Below are 19,309 nucleotides of genomic sequence, written 5' to 3' on the forward strand. Positions count from 1 at the left end.
TTTTTGGAAGGGAACAAATGGGTTTGTTAAATATTATCTTAAAACCTAGCCCGAAGTGTCGGGACTAAATCTTAAATAAATTATCTTTGCCAACTGAAAAATGATCTATGAAATTTGATTTAGTACAAAAAGATCCACATACCAAAGCCAGAGCAGGAAGCATTACTACTGACCATGGCGTGATCGAAACCCCAATTTTTATGCCTGTCGGCACCGTTGCTTCGGTAAAAGGAGTACACCAACGCGAACTGAAAGAAGAAATTAACCCAGATATTATTCTTGGGAACACCTACCATTTATATTTACGACCACAGACCGAAATCCTTGAAAAAGCTGGTGGTTTGCACAAATTTATGAATTGGGATCGCAATATTTTGACCGATTCTGGTGGGTATCAGGTATATTCGCTTTCGGCCAACCGAAAAATAAAGGAGGAAGGCGTAAAATTCAAATCGCATATCGACGGTTCGTATCATGTTTTCACGCCCGAAAATGTGATGGAAATTCAACGTACCATTGGCGCTGATATTATTATGGCTTTCGATGAATGTACGCCCTATCCTTGTGATTACCGCTACGCGCAACGTTCGATGCACATGACACATCGATGGTTGGATCGTTGTATTAATCATTTGGAAAAAGTGCCAACAAAATATGGATACGACCAGACTTTTTTCCCGATAGTTCAAGGGAGTACGTATAAGGATTTGCGTCGACAATCTGCGGAATACATTGCCAATGCTGGACAACAAGGAAACGCCATCGGTGGACTTTCGGTGGGAGAACCTGCCGAGGAAATGTACGCCATGACCGAAGTGGTTTGCGAAATTCTACCCGAAGACAAACCAAGATATTTGATGGGAGTGGGAACTCCAATCAATATTTTAGAGAATATTGCACTTGGAATTGATATGTTCGATTGCGTGATGCCCACTCGAAATGCTCGAAACGGGATGTTGTTTACCGCCAACGGAACTATCAATATCAAAAACAAAAAGTGGGAAGACGATTTTTCGCCGGTAGATGAAATGGGGCATACTTTTGTAGATACCGAATATACCAAAGCTTATTTGCGTCACCTGTTTGCAGCCAATGAATATCTTGGAAAGCAAATTGCCACGATACACAACCTTGGTTTTTATATGTGGTTGGTTCGAGAAGCCAGAAAACATATCTTAGCCGGCGACTTCAGAACTTGGAAAGAAATGATGGTGCGAAATATGAGCCAGAGATTATAAAAATTGTTTAAAGTTTAAAGTTGTTTAAAGTTGTTCAACCCCAACAATTTTAAACCTTAAACTCTTAAACTTTTAAACCTTAAACAAAAAAATGTTAACAATAATAGACAAATACATCCTTAAAAAATACTTGACCACTTTTGGGGTGATGTTGGGATTATTTGCCCCTATTGGAATTGTAATTGATGTTTCAGAAAAGATCAATAAAATGATCGAAAACAAAATTCCTGTTGTGGATATTTTGATTTATTACTATCATTTTACAATCTATTTTACCAATTTATTATTTCCCATATTTTTGTTTTTATCGGTAATTTGGTTTACTTCAAAATTAGCCAATGATACTGAAATTATTGCGATACTCAGTTCTGGAATTTCGTTTACTCGTTTTCTACGACCCTTTATCATCGGCGCTTCCATCGTTTCGATAATTATCTTGTTAATGGGCTTTTTTATTGTTCCCAAGTCCAGTGAAGGGTTCAATAATTTTAGGTACACCTATCTCCGCGGCGACGGCAAGCAGGCGATGCGAGGCGAAAGCACGGATGTGTTTAGACAAATTAGTAATGATGAATTTATCTACGTCAATAGTTTTGATGTGGCTTCTAAAACGGCCTATAATTTTACTTATGAAAAATTTACCAAAGACAAATTAGCCTACAAAATATCGGCCTCAAGGATACAATGGAACCCCAAAACCAAGCGATACACCCTTTATGATTATGTCAAAAGAACAGTAGGCGGATTGGATGATAAAATTGAAAAGTTAGATAAAAAAGAAGCCAAATTCAATTTTGATTTAGAGGATTTAACGCCTGTGGTGTATATCGCTGAAACCCTAAGTTTGGTGAAATTAAACCGATTTATCGAAAAAGAGAAAAAGCGTGGCTCCTCCAATGTTAATGTGTATTTGGTGGTTTTGTATAAAAAATACAGTATTCCAGTTTCTGCATTTATTTTGACCATCATTGCCGTTTCGGTTTCCTCAATGAAACGACGCGGCGGTATGGGATTGAGTCTTGCCATTGGCATTGCAGTGGCCTTTTCGTTTGTGTTTTTTGACAAAATTTTTGGCACTTTGGCCGAAAAATCAAGTTTTCCTCCCTTATTAGCAGTTTGGTTTCCCAATATCATTTTCGGGATTTTAGCCATTATATTATTACGGAATGCAAAAGAGTAATATAAAAAGCTATTTAAATCTTCATCTCATTGTTTTTATTTGGGGATTTACCGCCATTTTGGGAGCCTTGATTTCCATTCAGGCAGACGCGCTAGTTTGGTATCGAATGCTGTTGGCGGCCGTTTTTTTATTTCTTTTTATTCTTTTCAAAAAAGGGTCTTTCCGAATTCATATCAAAGAATTTGTCAAATTAATTTTGGTCGGATTCCTGATTGCGGTGCATTGGATCTTTTTTTTCGAAGCCATACACCTTTCTAATGTGTCGATTACATTAGCAGTGTTTTCTTTAGGAGCTTTTATAACCTCTATTTTGGAACCCATCTTTTATGGTAGAAAAATGCTGTGGTACGAGGTTTTATTTGGTCTTATCATTATCAGTGCTCTCGCTATGATTTTGCAAGTAGAAATCAATTATTTCACGGGGATTCTCTATGCCTTACTTTCGATAGTAATTGGGGTTTTATTTACACTGATGAACGGCAAATTAATCGAAAAACACGAGCCTTCGGTGATTACTTTTTACGAATTCCTTGCGGGTGTTTTTTTTATTACAATTTACTTTCTATTCCAAAATAAATTCAACTTTGATTTCTTTGTATTATCGGGTAGTGATTGGATGTACCTACTTATTTTATCGTCAGTTTGTACGGCTTATGCTTTTACAGCTTCTGTGAAAGTGATGCGAATTCTATCGCCTTACACGGTGATGCTCACCACTAGTTTAGAGCCGGTATACGGCATTGTTTTGGCGTATTTTATTATCGGTGGAAAGGAAAAAATGAGTATTGAGTTTTATATTGGCGCCGTTTTGATCGTAATTACCGTTATTCTCAACGGAATTCTGAAGCATTATCTTTCCAAAAAAAATTAATTTGCACCAAAGCGTTTCACTATCAATTTGTTAGTAATTTGATGCTAAATATGCGTTTTTGATAATTTTAAATTTTATATTTGCACTGCAAATCAAAGCATAAACGAATAAAACTTATGGAATATTTAGATTTTGAACTTCCAATAAAAGAACTTGAAGACCAGTTGGATAAGTGCCAAATTATTGGACAAGAATCTGAGGTTGATGTGTCGAATACGTGTAAACAAATCAACAAAAAACTCGAAGAAACGAAAAGAAAAATATACAAAAATCTAACCGCTTGGCAACGAGTTCAATTGTCAAGACATCCGAACAGACCCTACACTTTAGATCATATAAAAGCACTTTGTGGCGATACTTTTTTAGAACTTCACGGCGACAGAGGTTTCAAAGATGACAAGGCGATGATTGGTGGCTTAGGAAAGATAGATGGGCAATCCTTTATGATTATTGGTCAACAAAAAGGTTTCAATACTAAAACCCGTCAATACCGAAATTTTGGAATGGCAAACCCTGAAGGGTATAGAAAAGCCTTGAGATTGATGAAAATGGCCGAAAAATTCGGAATTCCGGTACTTTCTTTTGTTGATACTCCAGGGGCTTTTCCGGGTATCGAAGCCGAAGAACGCGGACAAGGAGAAGCTATCGCAAGAAATATTTTCGAAATGATTCGATTGAAAGTGCCAATTATTGTGGTTATCGTTGGCGAAGGTGCTTCAGGTGGTGCATTAGGAATTGGCGTGGGAGATCGAGTATATATGATGGAAAATACTTGGTATTCTGTAATTTCTCCAGAATCTTGTTCTTCGATTTTATGGAAAAGTTGGGATTACAAAGAACAAGCTGCAGAAGCACTGAAATTGACATCTTCAGACATGAAAAAACAAAAATTAGTCGACGATATTATTCCAGAACCTCTTGGTGGTGCTCATTTCGACAGAGATACAGCTTTCAAAACAGTTGAGCAATATATCATGAAAGGCTTTAATGAATTGAAAGACTTATCAACAGAAGAATTAGTAGCCCAAAGGATGGATAAATACAGTAAAATGGGAGAGTTTAAAGAGTAAAATCTTATAAATATTATGTAAATCCGAAGCCTTACCGTTTCGGATTTTTTTTGACTTGTTAACAAAAATAAATAGTTTATGAACAATATTTTGTAATAACTCTATTGGTTTTTTTTTCTAATATTGATTACTTTCGTTCTATGGAAAACGTTAAAAATATAAACCCAATTCGTATAGACAAAACTACAATTATCAACCTTGAAAAAGGAAAATTACCCCCACAAGTTATCGACCTAGAAGAAGCAGTGCTTGGTGCGATGATGATTGACAAAAAAGGGGTCGATGATGTAATCGATATTTTGCAATCCGATGCTTTTTATAAAGATTCTCATAAATATATTTTTGAGGCTATAGTTCAACTCTTTACCGATACGCAACCTATAGACTTATTAACCGTTTCAGCTCAACTCAAAAAAAACGGAAAATTAGAACTGGCAGGAGGTGATTTTTACTTAATTCAACTGACTCAGAAAATTTCGTCTTCAGCTCATATTGAATTTCACTCTAGAATTATCTTGCAAAAGTTTATTCAACGGAGTTTAATTCGAATTTCGACCGAAATTATCGAGGATTCTTATGATGAGACAACGGATGTTTTTGATTTATTAGACAAAGCCGAATCCAAATTATATGAAGTAACTCAGGGAAACATCAAACGCAGTTCGGAAACGGCTCAAAGTTTGGTTTTGCAAGCCAAAAAACGAATTGAAGAAATCAGTAAACAAGAGGGATTGAGTGGTGTAGAAACCGGGTTTACAAATTTAGATAAGCTAACTTCTGGCTGGCAGCCCAGTGATTTAATTATTATCGCAGCCAGACCGGCTATGGGGAAAACTGCTTTTGTACTCTCGATGGCTAGAAATATTGCGATTGATTTCGGGCATCCTGTAGCCTTATTTTCCTTAGAAATGGCATCAGTACAATTGATAACACGTTTGATTTCCTCAGAAACAGGTTTGTCTTCTGAGAAATTGCGTACCGGAAAATTAGAGCCTCACGAATGGACTATGTTGAGCACAAAGGTGAAAAATTTGGAAAAAGCACCCTTATTCATAGATGATACACCCTCACTTTCCATTTTTGATTTGCGGGCTAAAGCCAGGCGTTTGGTCTCGCAACACGGGATCAAAATCATCATTGTTGATTATTTGCAATTGATGACTGCCGGCGGAAATAGTAAAGGGGGAGGCAATAGGGAACAGGAAATTTCAACCATCTCTCGAAACTTAAAGGCTTTAGCCAAAGAGTTAAATGTGCCTGTCATTGCACTGTCGCAGTTGTCGCGTGCCGTTGAAACTCGTGGTTCGAGCAAAAGGCCTTTGCTTTCTGACCTTCGTGAATCGGGAGCTATCGAGCAGGATGCGGATATCGTTTCGTTTTTATATCGTCCAGAATATTATAAAATTGATGAATGGGATGACGACGAACAATCCCCAACGGCAGGTCAAGCAGAAATTATGATCGCCAAACATCGTAATGGTGGAATCGACAATGTCCGATTAAAATTTATTGGGCATCTCGGTAAGTTTGATAACCTTGATGATTCTAGTGGTAATTATGATGATTTGCCTTCAAGCATGAACCACGATGAAAATGCTTTTCAAACCAAACATCTGCCGTCTGCAAATGAAGCTTTTGGCAGTAATTTGAACGATGATGAGGATGATGACATGCCCTTTTAAGGTGATTTTTGGATAATAAAAAAAGAGGTCGATCAAAACCTCTTTTTTTATTTTAAACCAAATTGTAAATTATTCCTTAATTACTTTGAATGTTTTCGAGCTATCCAAAGATTTTATTTCTAATATATATGTTCCTTTTGAAAGAGTTGACATTTCAATTTCTGTCTCTTTTGCATTTATCATTTTTTCAGAAATCGTTTGACCTAACATATTACTTATTTTAGCTGATGTTATTTCTTTTGAATACCTTAAATTCAGGGTGTTTTTTACAGGATTTGGATAATAATTGAATGCAGCTGCATCAAATTGATCTACACTAAGAGCATTATTTGTCCAAGTCATAGCATCAAGCGCGACATATTCAAATGTACCTGTAGTAGTTATTGTGAACTCATCTATAGATTTATTTGAATTATCAGTTCCTCCGTAAGTAGTCAAATTTATAAATGTAAAGCCATTATTTACCAATGGATTCGAGTTAAATCCAGTACTTGCGGTCGCTGTGAAAACTGTCGATCCTGCAAGTTTTCCAGTTATTGTGCAAGACCCGGATCCTGCATTTAAGTTGGATTGACTTAAAAATAAATAAAAAGATTTTAATTTGAAGGAAGTTGACACTGGACTTTTAATTTTAAATTGAACAGGAATTCCAATATCTGCGGTTCCTGAATTATCAATATATTTATTATCGGCTGCAGTACCATTCCAGCCTGTTCCTGTAAAATTTCCAATATCAAATATTCCGCCTGCAAGAGATGTAATTGAAAAAACTAAGCTATTATCTGTAAAACTAGTGTTATTATCCGTTTCGGTTTCGAAAGTTTCCGTCGTTTGAGCGATAATGGTTCCTCCAAACAGAAAAACTATTAATAGGTGTCTGTATTTATTATTCATTTGATTTGTTTTTTAATTTTGTGATGGAAAAATTCCTTGTAAAGCAATGATATAAGTCAGAACGATAGAGGGTTGCATAATATTTATTGCTGTTGGCGTTGTGCTACCGGCTGTGGTCGAGGTTGTTCCTAATAGCGGCGTGTTTGGACTAGCAGTATTATACCCAAGAATATCTCGTGTTGCAGAATTAACGGTTATAGCAGGTGACGCGATAGATGAATTCGCTGTAGGTGCATTCGCAGCAGCTTTAGCTGAGCTCACTTTTAAAGGTTCACTATGACTATGAGCAGGCAAATTAGTTGCTGTTATAGTAATATTTTCAGTTCCAGTTTTTACTCCTTGTTGGTATACCGAACTAGCGCTAACGGCTGCACGGCCCCGGTAATCTGGCAAAGCAAAAGTAGTTCTGCCATCGCCCCCATAAGTGGTTCCCAAAAGAGAAAATAAGGCTTGATTTTGATTGATAGGCAGTAGTTGTCCTTGGCATAAAGCCCAACCTTTTGGCGCGAAATTGCCCGCAAAAAGTCTAATTTCTCCAATATATTGTTCTTGAGCATAAATTGATTTTGTTAATAGAAACAAAACTAATGCAGTATAAAATATCTTTTTCATGTGTTATATGTTTAATTTCGTAGTGGAAAAATTCCTTGCAAAGCAATACAATATACCGATGGAAGTAAAGGTTGTTCTTTACTGAATGGTAAGGAGCCTCCTGTTGTAGAAGTTGTGTTATTAGATAGAGTTATGTCAGGAGCAGTTGCGTTATATTCCGCTACAGGACGTGAAGCACTATTAAATACTTGTACTGGTGCAGCAAGTGATGTATTTGCAGAGGGCACACTCGTAGTTCCAAGGCTTGAACTCACTTTTACATCGACTGAATGTGTGTGGGCTGGCAGGTTGGCTGGAGTTAAGGTTATAGTTGAATTACCATCACTTTGGCCTAAAACTATAGCACTTAATCCCGGACTTTGGCCAGCACCCACCGCCATACGATCTCTGAGGTCTGGCAAGGCAAAATTAGTCGTTCCATTTCCCCCGTAATTTGTTCCTAAAAGTGAGAAAAGAGCTGTATTTTGGGAAATGGGTATTAATTGACCTTCGCATTTAGCCCATCCTTTAGGAACAAAATTAAAGGGGAAAAGTCTAATTTCTCCAACTAATTGATCCTGTGCAAAAATTGAATTTGCGGAAATTATAAATAATACTAGTAGAATGTATTTCTTTTTCATTTTTTAAGCTTTTAGTTTTGTGATGGAAAAATTCCAAATAAAGAAATAATATAGTTTATTCCTAACCGAGGTTTTGTGATGCTTACAGGGGTCGATGTTCCCACGGACGAAGTTGTCACTGTTTGTAAGAGAATGTCGGGTACAGATGTATTATAGCTCAAATTAGGCAAAAAAGTTCTTCCTGAAAAACTTCCTGATGTACCAATACTTGAACTAGCACTAGGGACGGTCGTAGTTGCGTTAGCATTACTAACTACAATGCGCCCTGTATGCGAATGTGAAGGTACATTGGCTGCAGTAATAGTTACAGTTTCTTGGCCGATTTTCTCTCCCAACACACGATTGCTTAGACCTGCTCCTTGCCCAACCCCAATCGGGACTCTGCCACGTAAATCTGGGACAGCAAAAGTCGATTGACCATCTCCACCATAAGTGGTTCCGATCAAGGCAAATAAAGTGTCATTTTCACTAATTTGCAGTAAGCTACCATCGCAAAAAGCCCAGCCGTAGGGAGCAAAATTTCCAGCAAAAAGCCTGATTTCTCCAATGTAAGGTGTTTGTGCAAACAAAAACTTCGAAAATAATATCGAAGCAAAAAGCAAGAGTCGTGTTTTTTTCATTTGTAAATTGGTTTAAGTGTAATAAATAATTGGTAAATAATTTTTTTTTAATGTGGATTAATAATTGTTTTTGTATCAATAGTTTAGTTGCTTCTTAATTGCTCAATTTAATTTTTATACTATTTTATTGTACGTCATTATTTAAAAAAATCTAAATTAGGTAAGTGAAATCATATTTGTATTTTTTTTCTACAAATTGCATAAATATTCGTTAAAACGACATTTTTCTAAAATTCATTTTTGCTCGACTAGTGAGATCTACTTTATTTAGATGGAATACTTTTTATTGTTTTTTAACTACAGGTTTTACAGATAAATAGGATTGCACAGTTAATAGAAGAAATGTATTTCAAGATAGAATCCGTAAAAATGAGTTGTTTTGCCTATTTTTGTGATTTGCAATATATCTCGTCGATATAAATAATTAATCCAAAATGCATCCAAAAAAGCTATTCATTATCCTATTAATCCTGATTTCGTTTTCGTCTAAGGCTTCTTTTATTTTGTTGCCAATGGACGAAACCACGCAGCAAAATCATCTGAAAGCATACGGAATTACCTATTGGTGTATTGATAAAAAATACAAAGCCAGTTGGTTGCTCAATTATCGTGGTGGTTCTTTTTTGTTGGCCGATGCACCAGAAATTAGGAAAGAATGCCAAATTCGTGGTGTAAGTTTTGAAGTACTGAGCGATGCCGAAACGAATCAAATTCTTGCTGAAATAGCCAGTCCCTCACAAAATATGGAAGCGGTTGTGCTCGAAAAAGCGCCCAAAGTTGCGGTTTATACTCCCAAAGGAAAACAGCCTTGGGACGATGCAGTAACGCTGGTTTTGACCTATGCCGAAATTCCGTTTACACCCATTTATGACGAAGAGGTTTTAGCGGATCAATTGATTCTTTATGATTGGTTGCATTTGCATCACGAAGATTTTACTGGGCAATACGGTAAGTTTTTTGGTTCCAACAGAAATTCACCATGGTATATTGAACAAAAGGCAGCATCTGAAATTTTAGCGACCAAATTAGGGTACAAAAAAGTATCTGTTCAAAAAGCTGCAGTTGCCAAAAAAATTAGAGATTTCGTCATCGGAGGAGGATTTATGTTTGCCATGTGTTCCGCGACCGATAGTTTTGATATTGCGTTGGCGGCTGATGGTGTTGATATTTGCGAACCTATGTTCGATGGAGATGCGAGTGAACCTAATTATCAATCAAAGATAAATTATGCCAATTCTTTTGCGTTCAAAGATTTTATTTTAGACCGAAGACCAGAACATTATGAGTTTTCTGATATTGATATGACCGAAAAAAGAAGAATTCCAATGGAGAAAGATTATTTTACTTTGATGGAATTCTCGGCCAAATGGGACCCAATTCCAAGTATGTTGTGTCAAAATCACACTCAATTAATAAAAGGATTTATGGGGCAAACAACAGCTTTCGATTCGAATCTTATCAAATCGAATGTGTTACTAATGGGAAGTTGTGAACTCAACGGTGAAGCGCGTTACATTCATGGGGAAAAAGGAAAAGGAATGTATACTTTTTTTGGCGGACACGATCCCGAAGATTATCAACATAGAGTGGGAGACGCCCCCACAGTTCTTGATTTACATCCCAATTCTCCAGGATATCGGTTGATTTTGAATAATGTGTTGTTTCCTGCAGCGAGAAAGAAAAAACAAAAGACCTAATAGAAAATAAAATCCCAAATTCCAATAATAATTGTAATGGAATTTGGGGTTTTTAGCCCTGATGGAAACGGCATCCTTTGTTGCCGGTGTTCGGCAACAAAGATATAGTGTACAGCAGGATTAGCTTCTAAAGAAACTATTTATTATTTTCAATCACATAGTTCAAAACTTTGGTCATCAAGTGGACTCTGTCTTTGCCCATTACATTGTGTTCGTGCATGGGGTAAGGGAAAAAATCTACCTGTTTTTCGGCTTCGATGAATTTTTTGATTAAAGCAAAATTGTGTTGCATCACTACCGTATCGTCACTTGTGCCGTGAATTAAGAGCAATTTTCCTTTTAGATTTTTTACATAATTCAAAGTGTTTGCTTCATCAAAACCTTTTTGGTTTTCGGTAGGTGTGTCCATATAGCGTTCGCCATACATCACTTCATAGTATTTCCAGTCGGTAACGGGTCCTCCGGCAACTCCCACTTTGAAAACATCGGGTTTTCTGAGCATTATGGAAGTGGTCATAAATCCACCAAAACTCCAACCGTGAATGGCTAAGCGATTGGCATCGACATAAGGCAAGGATTTTAAATAGTCGATACCTTTCATTTGGTCCTCGATTTCGTTCACGCCTAATTTTCCGTGAATCGCACTTTCGAACGCAAAACCACGATTATCAGAGCCGCGATTGTCTACCGTGAATATTAAATAACCTTGTTCTGCCATCCAATACATCCAAAGATTGGCACCGTCTAAATACGAATTGGTGATCAATTGAGCATGTGGTCCTCCATAAACATACACCAAAACGGGGTATTTCTTGGTTGGATCAAAGGTACTAGGTTTGATTAATCGTGTATATAAATCGGTGGTTCCATCGGCTGATTTAATGGTTTTAACTTCGGAAGTTCCCATTTGGTAATCGGTAAATTTGTTTTTACTTTCCAAAAGGGTAGTGGCTTTTAGATTTTTGGTGTACAATAACGATTTGGAAGGTGTTGCATGATTGGAATATTCATCGAAAAAATAACTCCCTTCAAAATTTGGTATACAAGTATGAATGCCTTGGTCTTTGGTAATTAATGTTTGATTGCCTTTTAAATCTACTTTGTATGCCAACATATTAGTTGGATTTTCGCCTGTGGATTTAAAATAAATTTCACTTCCAGCTGAATTGCTCCCAATAATTTCTCGAACTGGAAATTTATTTTGAGTCAATTGTTTGATTAATTTCCCTTCGATAGAATAATAATACAAATTATTGAAGCCCTCTTTTTCGCTAATCCAAACAAAATTGGTGGATACCTCGCTAGGGAAAAAGGCTGGATGTTCGGGTTCTACCCATTTATCATTTTTCTCATTGAGAATGGTTCTGACGAAATTACCGGTTTGGGCATCATAAACATTCAAAGACATATCGTTTTGCGAGCGATTAAGTTCTGCAATCAAGACAAATTTTTCATCGGGTGTCCAAGAAATGTTGGTCAAATAATCATCTGGATTGCCTTTTGGCGAAATGAAAACTGTTTTCTTTGTAGCCAAATTATAAATTCCTACTCTTGGTTTTTCACTTTTTTGACCGATCATTGGGTATTTTATATTCACTAATTTACCTGGTGTTTCATTGATGTCAAGTATTGGATAATCGGCAACTTCGGTTTGGTCTTTTTGGTAAAAGGCTAAAAAGTTAGATTTTGGAGACCAAAAAATCCCGTTACTAATTCCAAATTCGCTTCTCGCAAAAAACTGACCTGAAACAATGGCTTCATTGGTTTCATTAGTAACTTGGATAAGTTCTTTATTGGCATTGTAGTAATAGAGATTGTTATTTTCGGTAAAAGCCAGATTGCGTCTTTTTTTATCAAAAGTTGGGTTTTTGCAATCCGCTTTAGTTTCTTGCATCAGCGTTCCTTTTTTTGAAGAGGTCGAATAGGTATAATATTTTCCGTTTTCGGTGACAAGAAGCGCATTAGAATCGATCCATTGAACACCAAAAAAGTTTTTCAAATTGGTACCTAAAGCGGAATTGAGATCTGCCAAGGTTAGGACTTCAGTAGTTTTAGAATCTATTGCAGATACAGCAACTATTTTGGTCAAATTATCCGAATAGTAGGAGTAACTAGTGGTGTTTGGAATCCACTGAAATCCTACTAATTTATCGGCTCTAAACTGTCGGTTTTGTTCTAAAACACTTTGCTGCAGTGTCAGTTTTTTGGTTTGTCCAAAGGCGGAAATAGCAATAAAACAAGTTAAGAATACAATTGAAATTTTTTTCATAAAAGAATGATTTTGTTATTAGACAAATGTATAAAATTCAATATAAAATAAGTCCTTAGTTTGGCTGTAAACTGTGTGGGCTGAGGTTTATTGCATTTTCTTAAAAAACAAAAAAATCCCAACCTTTCGATTGGGATTTCTCTATAAGTAAGTAATCTTAAATTGAGTTGATAAAACGTTTATTTTACTTTATTAAGTATAGCTTTGAAAGCTGTTGGATGATTCATCGCTAAATCGGCAAGAACTTTACGGTTCAATTCGATGTTATTAGCTTTGCATTTTCCGATGAATTGCGAATAAGACATTCCTTCTAATCTAGCTCCAGCGTTGATACGTTGAATCCACAAAGCACGGAAATTTCTTTTGTTCGCTTTTCTATCACGGTAAGCATAGCACATTGCTTTCTCAACCGCATTTTTCGCAACTGTCCAAACGTTTTTACGACGACCAAAGAATCCTTTGGCTTGCTTCATTATTTTTTTTCTTCTTGCTCTCTTAGCAACTGAATTTACACTTCTTGGCATAATTTTTCTGTTTTTTTGTAGCAGGCGTCCCGAATTGAATCAAGGGAACTTAAGGCCATACTCCAAGGTTATTTTTAATTTTTTTAACCTAAAGAATTTTTTAAAATGGTATATTGTATTGTAGTATACTGTATATTGTCTCAGACATTTTTACATTATACAATTTACATTATACAATTATTATACGATTCTTAATTGTTGTTTGATGCTTTTCTCATCTGTTTTGTGCACTAGCGCTGAATGTGTCAAAGCTAATTTACGTTTTTTAGACTTTTTAGTCAAGATGTGACTCTTGAAAGCATGTTTTCTCTTAATCTTACCAGAGCCAGTAACTTTGAAACGTTTTTTGGCGCTAGATTTTGTTTTCATTTTAGGCATTTTTTCCTAGTGTTTTTAATTTATTCTTACTTACTTGTCTTTAGCCCCTCCCCAGCCCTCCCCATAAGGGAGGGAGTTGAGCAACATATATTATTTATCCCAGAATTCCCCCTTCGGGGGTTAGGGGGCTTATTTTTTCTTCTTCGGAGCAATAAACATAATCATTCTCTTTCCTTCGAGAACAGGCATTGCTTCTACTTTTCCAAATTCTTCAAGATCCGTAGCTAATCTCAATAATAAGATTTGACCTTGATCTTTATATATGATGGAACGACCTTTAAAGAAAACGAATGCTTTCAATTTAGACCCTTCTTTCAAGAATTTTTCAGCATTCTTTCTTTTAAACTCATAATCGTGTTCATCCGTTTGTGGTCCAAAACGAATTTCTTTCACTACAATTTGAGTAGATTTGGCTTTAAGCTCTTTTTCACGTTTCTTTTGCATGTAAACGAACTTTTTGTAGTCCATTATCTTGCAAACAGGCGGCTCTGCATTGGGCGAAATTTCAACCAAGTCCAATTCGAATTCGTCTGCTAATCGCAACGCTTCTGAAAGTTTAAAAACTCCTGGCTCGATATTTTCACCTACAAGCCTTACTTCTTGCACACCACGGATAAAGTTGTTTATCCTATGGGCATCTTTTTTTTCTACTCGAGGTTGGTAACCTCTATTGCTTCTTATTGCTATGACTTTAAAATTTAAGTTAAACTATAAATGTTTTTAATGTTTTGCCTATTTCTTCGTTTACAATTGCAGCAAATTCCTCAATTGTGACGCTCATATTGCCATTTCCTTCTTGCCCTTGACGGCGTACGGATATAGTGACATTTTTTTCTTCTTCCTCACCTACAATCAGCATAAACGGAGTTTTCTGAAGCTCCGCATCCCTGATTTTTCGACCGATCGACTCGTTTCTGTTGTCAATTAGGGCGCGAATTTCGTGATTTTCTAGCAGATTTAAAACTTTTTTCGCATAATTTTCATATTTCTCACTCAAACACAAGATAATAGCTTGTTCTGGCATCAACCATAGTGGGAATTTTCCTGCTGTGTGTTCTATTAAAATAGCAATAAATCGTTCCATAGATCCAAAAGGAGCTCTGTGAATCATTACCGGTGTATGCAATTGATCATCCGATCCTTTGTAAGTCAATTCGAAACGCTCAGGCAAGTTGTAATCCACTTGAATAGTTCCCAATTGCCATTGCCTTCCAAGGGCATCTTTCACCATAAAATCCAACTTTGGACCATAGAAAGCCGCTTCGCCATAAGCGACAACGGTTTTTAGTCCTTTATCAGCTGCAGCATTGATAATCGCGTTTTCGGCTTTTTCCCAATTCTCATCGCTACCTATATACTTGTCTCTGTTGTCTTGGTCACGCAACGAAATCTGTGCTGTAAAGTTTTCAAAACCTAACGAGCCAAAAACATACAATACCAAATCAATTACGTTTTTGAACTCTTGATCCAATTGATCTGGAGTACAAAATATATGTGCATCATCCTGAGTAAACCCACGTACGCGGGTCAAGCCATGCAATTCGCCACTTTGTTCGTAACGATAAACCGTTCCAAACTCAGCATAACGTTTTGGTAAATCTTTGTATGACCAAGGTCTTGTATTGAAAATTTCACAGTGATGAGGACAGTTCATCGGTTTCAACAAAAATTCTTCGCCTTCGGCTGGAGTATTTATTGGCTGGAAACTATCTGCACCATATTTAGCATAATGTCCTGAAGTAACGTATAGTTCTTTTTGTCCAATGTGAGGAGTAACTACTTGCTCATAGCCAGCTTTTTTCTGTGCTTTTTTCAAAAATTGCTCTAATCTATCACGCAATGCAGCGCCTTTAGGCAGCCATAATGGCAAGCCTTGTCCTACTTTTGCCGAGAAAGCAAACAATTCCAGTTCTTTTCCTAGTTTTCTGTGGTCTCTGCGTTTAGCTTCTTCCAATAATTCTAGGTGTTCTGTCAGGTCTTTCTGTTTTGGAAATGAAACTCCATAAACACGAGTAAGCTGCTTGTTTTTCTCATCACCACGCCAGTAAGCACCGGCAATACTCATAATTTTCACAGCTTTGATGATTCCGGTATTCGGAATATGACCCCCTCGACACAAATCAGTGAAAGTAGAATGGTCACAAAAAGTAATCGTGCCATCTTCTAGATTCGAAATCAATTCCGTTTTATAAACATTGTTTTTATAAACTTCCAAAGCTTCAGCCTTAGAAACGGGACGCAATTTAAATTCGTGTTTCTCTCTCGAAATTTCTAAAATGCGATTCTCAATTTTTTTAAAATCAGCCTCCGTGATTTTTTGGTCTTCAAAATCTACATCATAGTAAAACCCATTGGCTATAGCTGGCCCAAGGGTTAATTTTATTCCCGGATACATTTCCTCAAGAACCTGGGCCATCACGTGTGAAGTCGAATGCCAAAAAGCTTTTTTTCCACCTTCGTCATTCCAAGTATATAATATAAGACTGCCATCCGTCGTCAATGGAGTTGTGGTTTCTACAATTGTACCATCAAAAGAAGCCGAAATCACATTTCTGGCAAATCCTTCACTAATGCTAATTGCAACATCCATAGGTGTAACCCCAGCTGCAAACTCTTTAACCGACCCGTCGGGCAAACTAATCTTAATCATTGTTTTTAATTTTGAGAATGCAAATATAGCGCATTACAAAAACACACACAATATATAAATACAAGTTTGTACATTATATATAGGACTGATTTTTTCTAGGAGCTATTTCCTGCTGTACACTATATCTTTGCGGCCGAACCCCGGCCACAAAGGATGCCGTTTCCATCAGGGCTAGTGCAATAATGTCTATAAAGACGTTTCACCCAAATAGAAGAGTAAATAGTTCTTGTTAATAATCCGCAACGATCTTCCCAATAAATCATCAAGCTAACTGGTAACTACCTTCGTTTTTCGTCTCCCTCTCCTTGGCAGAGGGTCGGGGAGAGGGTTTTTTTTAGGCTATTTCGAGATATAAATTAGTTTTCATACTTAATTTGTTCAAGGGAGTCCCAGAAAATTGGCGTCTTTTTTACGGGCAAGGCAATACGACGAATCCTCAAGACGGTTCAAAACCGATAGAATTCTCAAAAGACATAGGTTCAAAATCAGAAAACTTCAAAAAAGACGGTTTGTAAATACCCAAAAACCAATGATTTAAAAAATACTTTCAAAAAAGATTGCAAAAGGCCTTGTATAACTCAAAAAACGTACTACTTTTGCAGCCGCATTCAAGCAGACGTTCATAGAAAACCTGACAAACGAAACGAATTAAAGTTGAAAAATTATTTTCAAAAAAGATTCAGAAAAGTTTGTGAGATTCGAAAACAGAAGTTACCTTTGCACCCCGCTAAAAGCGCAACGTTAATTGAAAGGCTGATAAGAGAAATGAGAAGAAAAGGAAAAAATATTTTTCAAAAAAACTTTTCAAAAAGCTTGCCAGAATAAAAAGAAGTTGTACTTTTGCACCCGCTAAACGAAAGAATGGCGATAGTAATAAAAAACGAAAGTTCTTAGACATATTGAATTGACAGCCGTTTTGGTTTGTAGAGACGTTGCACAGCAACGACTCGAATGAATTAAAACAAGAATAAAGAGAGTAAGAGAATCGTAGAGACGATGATTTATCGCGTCTATACAGAGATGACCACTAGAATTTGAGTCGAATAATAAGTAAGTCGCAAGACTAAACAATATACGATGAAGAGTTTGATCCTGGCTCAGGATGAACGCTAGCGGCAGGCTTAACACATGCAAGTCGAGGGGTATAGTAGCAATACTAGAGACCGGCGCACGGGTGCGTAACGCGTATGCAATCTACCTTTTGCAGAGGGATAGCCCAGAGAAATTTGGATTAATACCTCATAGTATGTGAGAATGGCATCATTTTCACATTAAAGTCACAACGGCAAAAGATGAGCATGCGTCCCATTAGCTAGTTGGTATGGTAACGGCATACCAAGGCTACGATGGGTAGGGGTCCTGAGAGGGAGATCCCCCACACTGGTACTGAGACACGGACCAGACTCCTACGGGAGGCAGCAGTGAGGAATATTGGACAATGGGCGCAAGCCTGATCCAGCCATGCCGCGTGCAGGATGACGGTCCTATGGATTGTAAACTGCTTTTGCACAGGAAGAAACAACATTACGTGTAATGTCTTGACGGTACTGTGAGAATAAGGATCGGCTAACTCCGTGCCAGCAGCCGCGGTAATACGGAGGATCCAAGCGTTATCCGGAATCATTGGGTTTAAAGGGTCCGTAGGCGGTCTTATAAGTCAGTGGTGAAATCTCCCCGCTCAACGGGGAAACGGCCATTGATACTGTAGGACTTGAATTATTAGGAAGTAACTAGAATATGTAGTGTAGCGGTGAAATGCTTAGAGATTACATGGAATACCAATTGCGAAGGCAGGTTACTACTAATGGATTGACGCTGATGGACGAAAGCGTGGGTAGCGAACAGGATTAGATACCCTGGTAGTCCACGCCGTAAACGATGGATACTAGCTGTTGGGGGCAACTTCAGTGGCTAAGCGAAAGTGATAAGTATCCCACCTGGGGAGTACGTTCGCAAGAATGAAACTCAAAGGAATTGACGGGGGCCCGCACAAGCGGTGGAGCATGTGGTTTAATTCGATGATACGCGAGGAACCTTACCAAGGCTTAAATGTAGATTGACCGTTTTGGAAACAGAACTTTCGCAAGACAATTTACAAGGTGCTGCATGGTTGTCGTCAGCTCGTGCCGTGAGGTGTCAGGTTAAGTCCTATAACGAGCGCAACCCCTGTTGTTAGTTGCCAGCGAGTGAAGTCGGGAACTCTAACGAGACTGCCAGTGCAAACTGAGAGGAAGGTGGGGATGACGTCAAATCATCACGGCCCTTACGCCTTGGGCTACACACGTGCTACAATGGCCGGTACAGAGAGCAGCCACTACGTGAGTAGGAGCGAATCTATAAAACCGGTCACAGTTCGGATCGGAGTCTGCAACTCGACTCCGTGAAGCTGGAATCGCTAGTAATCGGATATCAGCCATGATCCGGTGAATACGTTCCCGGGCCTTGTACACACCGCCCGTCAAGCCATGGAAGCTGGGGGTGCCTGAAGTCGGTGACCGCAAGGAGCTGCCTAGGGTAAAACTGGTAACTAGGGCTAAGTCGTAACAAGGTAGCCGTACCGGAAGGTGCGGCTGGAACACCTCCTTTCTAGAGCCTTAGTGTTAGTAGTAATACACGCTAAGGAAAGAAGACGAAAAATTTAAATGGAAAGAATCGAAAGATTCCATTACTCTCGCTGTTAGTTCAAATAATACAGGTAGAGACGTTGCGCTGCAACGGCTTTGCAATTTAAGTAAAACAGAGTCTCGTAGCTCAGCTGGTTAGAGTACTACACTGATAATGTAGGGGTCGGCAGTTCGAGTCTGCCCGGGACTACTATTTTCACTTAAAAAGAGGAAATTCTAGAGGTTGAAATCCTTATTTTTTTGGAATTTGGAATTTAAAAATTTGGAATTTAAAAAAATGGGGGATTAGCTCAGCTGGCTAGAGCGCCTGCCTTGCACGCAGGAGGTCAACGGTTCGACTCCGTTATTCTCCACCAAAGAAGATTCAGCAGGATGGTGCT

At 37.8% G+C, this 19,309-nt stretch carries 16 protein-coding genes, 2 tRNA genes and 1 rRNA gene; 10 read left to right on the forward strand and 9 right to left on the reverse strand.

All coding sequences use genetic code 11. The annotated features are described in order from the left end of the window. Positions 1-107 precede the first annotated feature (107 nt). The 5 genes from tgt to dnaB all read left to right on the forward strand — a co-directional run bounded on the left by tgt (position 108) and on the right by dnaB (position 6,041). A complete protein-coding gene (tgt, locus tag E1750_RS15580) occupies positions 108-1,238 on the forward strand; it encodes a tRNA guanosine(34) transglycosylase Tgt (protein ID WP_133277660.1) in 1,131 nt (376 codons plus the stop codon). A 91-nt stretch (positions 1,239-1,329) separates the two neighbouring features. Next, positions 1,330-2,418 carry an LptF/LptG family permease gene (locus E1750_RS15585; protein ID WP_133277661.1) on the forward strand — a complete coding sequence of 363 codons (1,089 nt, stop codon included), beginning with the start codon at positions 1,330-1,332 and terminating at the stop codon, positions 2,416-2,418. Next, positions 2,405-3,289 (forward strand): DMT family transporter, encoded by an 885-nt coding sequence (locus E1750_RS15590; protein WP_133277662.1) that lies wholly within the window; start codon positions 2,405-2,407, stop codon positions 3,287-3,289. The genes E1750_RS15585 and E1750_RS15590 overlap by 14 nt, the downstream gene beginning before the upstream one ends. A gap of 116 nt (positions 3,290-3,405) precedes the next feature. Continuing rightward, a complete protein-coding gene (locus tag E1750_RS15595) occupies positions 3,406-4,359 on the forward strand; it encodes an acetyl-CoA carboxylase carboxyltransferase subunit alpha (RefSeq protein ID WP_133277663.1) in 954 nt (317 codons plus the stop codon). A gap of 140 nt (positions 4,360-4,499) precedes the next feature. Then, positions 4,500-6,041: a replicative DNA helicase gene (dnaB, locus tag E1750_RS15600; protein WP_133277664.1), complete on the forward strand. Its 1,542-nt coding sequence runs from the start codon at positions 4,500-4,502 to the stop codon at positions 6,039-6,041. A 69-nt stretch (positions 6,042-6,110) separates the two neighbouring features. On the opposite strand, the gene E1750_RS15605 is transcribed toward dnaB, so the two are convergent. Genes E1750_RS15605 through E1750_RS15620 form a run of 4 tightly spaced genes read right to left on the reverse strand, consistent with a single transcriptional unit; the run spans position 6,111 to position 8,787 of the window. After that, entirely contained in the window at positions 6,111-6,935 is an 825-nt protein-coding gene (locus E1750_RS15605) for a T9SS type A sorting domain-containing protein (RefSeq protein WP_133277665.1), read from the reverse strand. Between the two features lie 12 nt (positions 6,936-6,947). Next, the gene (locus E1750_RS15610) at positions 6,948-7,547 is read right to left on the reverse strand and encodes a phage tail protein (protein ID WP_133277666.1); all 600 of its coding nucleotides are present in this window, start codon (positions 7,545-7,547) and stop codon (positions 6,948-6,950) included. Between the two features lie 11 nt (positions 7,548-7,558). Then, positions 7,559-8,167 carry a phage tail protein gene (locus E1750_RS15615; protein WP_133277667.1) on the reverse strand — a complete coding sequence of 203 codons (609 nt, stop codon included), beginning with the start codon at positions 8,165-8,167 and terminating at the stop codon, positions 7,559-7,561. An 11-nt stretch (positions 8,168-8,178) separates the two neighbouring features. After that, the gene (locus E1750_RS15620) at positions 8,179-8,787 is read right to left on the reverse strand and encodes a phage tail protein (protein WP_133277668.1); all 609 of its coding nucleotides are present in this window, start codon (positions 8,785-8,787) and stop codon (positions 8,179-8,181) included. A gap of 434 nt (positions 8,788-9,221) precedes the next feature. Between E1750_RS15620 and E1750_RS15625 the strand changes: the two genes are divergently transcribed. Next, positions 9,222-10,484, forward strand: a complete 1,263-nt coding sequence (locus E1750_RS15625) for an asparagine synthetase B (RefSeq protein WP_133277669.1) — start codon at positions 9,222-9,224, stop codon at positions 10,482-10,484. A gap of 136 nt (positions 10,485-10,620) precedes the next feature. Here the strand turns inward: E1750_RS15625 and E1750_RS15630 are convergent, their stop codons facing one another. From E1750_RS15630 to thrS, 5 genes are all read right to left on the reverse strand, one after another. Beyond that, positions 10,621-12,753: a S9 family peptidase gene (locus E1750_RS15630; RefSeq protein ID WP_133277670.1), complete on the reverse strand. Its 2,133-nt coding sequence runs from the start codon at positions 12,751-12,753 to the stop codon at positions 10,621-10,623. A 179-nt stretch (positions 12,754-12,932) separates the two neighbouring features. Beyond that, complete coding sequence (gene rplT, locus E1750_RS15635) at positions 12,933-13,277, reverse strand: 50S ribosomal protein L20 (RefSeq protein WP_133277671.1); 345 nt, start codon at positions 13,275-13,277, stop codon at positions 12,933-12,935. A gap of 180 nt (positions 13,278-13,457) precedes the next feature. After that, complete coding sequence (rpmI, locus tag E1750_RS15640; RefSeq protein WP_133277672.1) at positions 13,458-13,655, reverse strand: 50S ribosomal protein L35; 198 nt, start codon at positions 13,653-13,655, stop codon at positions 13,458-13,460. A 129-nt stretch (positions 13,656-13,784) separates the two neighbouring features. Then, positions 13,785-14,342 carry a translation initiation factor IF-3 gene (gene infC, locus E1750_RS15645; RefSeq protein WP_394346306.1) on the reverse strand — a complete coding sequence of 186 codons (558 nt, stop codon included), beginning with the start codon at positions 14,340-14,342 and terminating at the stop codon, positions 13,785-13,787. A gap of 16 nt (positions 14,343-14,358) precedes the next feature. After that, positions 14,359-16,305 carry a threonine--tRNA ligase gene (gene thrS, locus E1750_RS15650; RefSeq protein WP_133277674.1) on the reverse strand — a complete coding sequence of 649 codons (1,947 nt, stop codon included), beginning with the start codon at positions 16,303-16,305 and terminating at the stop codon, positions 14,359-14,361. Positions 16,306-16,679: 374 nt separating this feature from the next. On the opposite strand from thrS, the gene E1750_RS17795 reads away from it, so the two are divergent. The 4 genes from E1750_RS17795 to E1750_RS15665 all read left to right on the forward strand — a co-directional run bounded on the left by E1750_RS17795 (position 16,680) and on the right by E1750_RS15665 (position 19,285). Further along, complete coding sequence (locus tag E1750_RS17795; protein ID WP_165698064.1) at positions 16,680-16,820, forward strand: hypothetical protein; 141 nt, start codon at positions 16,680-16,682, stop codon at positions 16,818-16,820. A gap of 559 nt (positions 16,821-17,379) precedes the next feature. Next, positions 17,380-18,891: ribosomal RNA gene (locus tag E1750_RS15655) — 16S ribosomal RNA — on the forward strand. A gap of 154 nt (positions 18,892-19,045) precedes the next feature. Continuing rightward, a tRNA-Ile gene (locus E1750_RS15660) sits at positions 19,046-19,119 on the forward strand. An 89-nt stretch (positions 19,120-19,208) separates the two neighbouring features. Beyond that, a tRNA-Ala gene (locus tag E1750_RS15665) sits at positions 19,209-19,285 on the forward strand. The last annotated feature ends 24 nt before the right edge of the window (positions 19,286-19,309 follow it).

The sequence above is a fragment of the Flavobacterium nackdongense genome (genome assembly GCF_004355225.1).
GTDB classification, from domain to species: Bacteria; Bacteroidota; Bacteroidia; order Flavobacteriales; family Flavobacteriaceae; genus Flavobacterium; species Flavobacterium nackdongense.

Coding starts and splice junctions, on each gene's coding strand:
- dnaB (WP_133277664.1), top strand. CDS start 4,500: ATGGAAAACGTTAAAAATATAAACCCAATTCGTATAGACAAAACTACA.
- E1750_RS15605 (WP_133277665.1), bottom strand. CDS start 6,935: ATGAATAATAAATACAGACACCTATTAATAGTTTTTCTGTTTGGAGGA.
- E1750_RS15595 (WP_133277663.1), top strand. CDS start 3,406: ATGGAATATTTAGATTTTGAACTTCCAATAAAAGAACTTGAAGACCAG.
- E1750_RS15625 (WP_133277669.1), top strand. CDS start 9,222: ATGCATCCAAAAAAGCTATTCATTATCCTATTAATCCTGATTTCGTTT.
- E1750_RS15615 (WP_133277667.1), bottom strand. CDS start 8,167: ATGAAAAAGAAATACATTCTACTAGTATTATTTATAATTTCCGCAAAT.
- E1750_RS15585 (WP_133277661.1), top strand. CDS start 1,330: ATGTTAACAATAATAGACAAATACATCCTTAAAAAATACTTGACCACT.
- rpmI (WP_133277672.1), bottom strand. CDS start 13,655: ATGCCTAAAATGAAAACAAAATCTAGCGCCAAAAAACGTTTCAAAGTT.
- tgt (WP_133277660.1), top strand. CDS start 108: ATGAAATTTGATTTAGTACAAAAAGATCCACATACCAAAGCCAGAGCA.
- rplT (WP_133277671.1), bottom strand. CDS start 13,277: ATGCCAAGAAGTGTAAATTCAGTTGCTAAGAGAGCAAGAAGAAAAAAA.
- E1750_RS15610 (WP_133277666.1), bottom strand. CDS start 7,547: ATGAAAAAGATATTTTATACTGCATTAGTTTTGTTTCTATTAACAAAA.
- E1750_RS15630 (WP_133277670.1), bottom strand. CDS start 12,753: ATGAAAAAAATTTCAATTGTATTCTTAACTTGTTTTATTGCTATTTCC.
- E1750_RS15620 (WP_133277668.1), bottom strand. CDS start 8,787: ATGAAAAAAACACGACTCTTGCTTTTTGCTTCGATATTATTTTCGAAG.
- E1750_RS15590 (WP_133277662.1), top strand. CDS start 2,405: ATGCAAAAGAGTAATATAAAAAGCTATTTAAATCTTCATCTCATTGTT.
- thrS (WP_133277674.1), bottom strand. CDS start 16,305: ATGATTAAGATTAGTTTGCCCGACGGGTCGGTTAAAGAGTTTGCAGCT.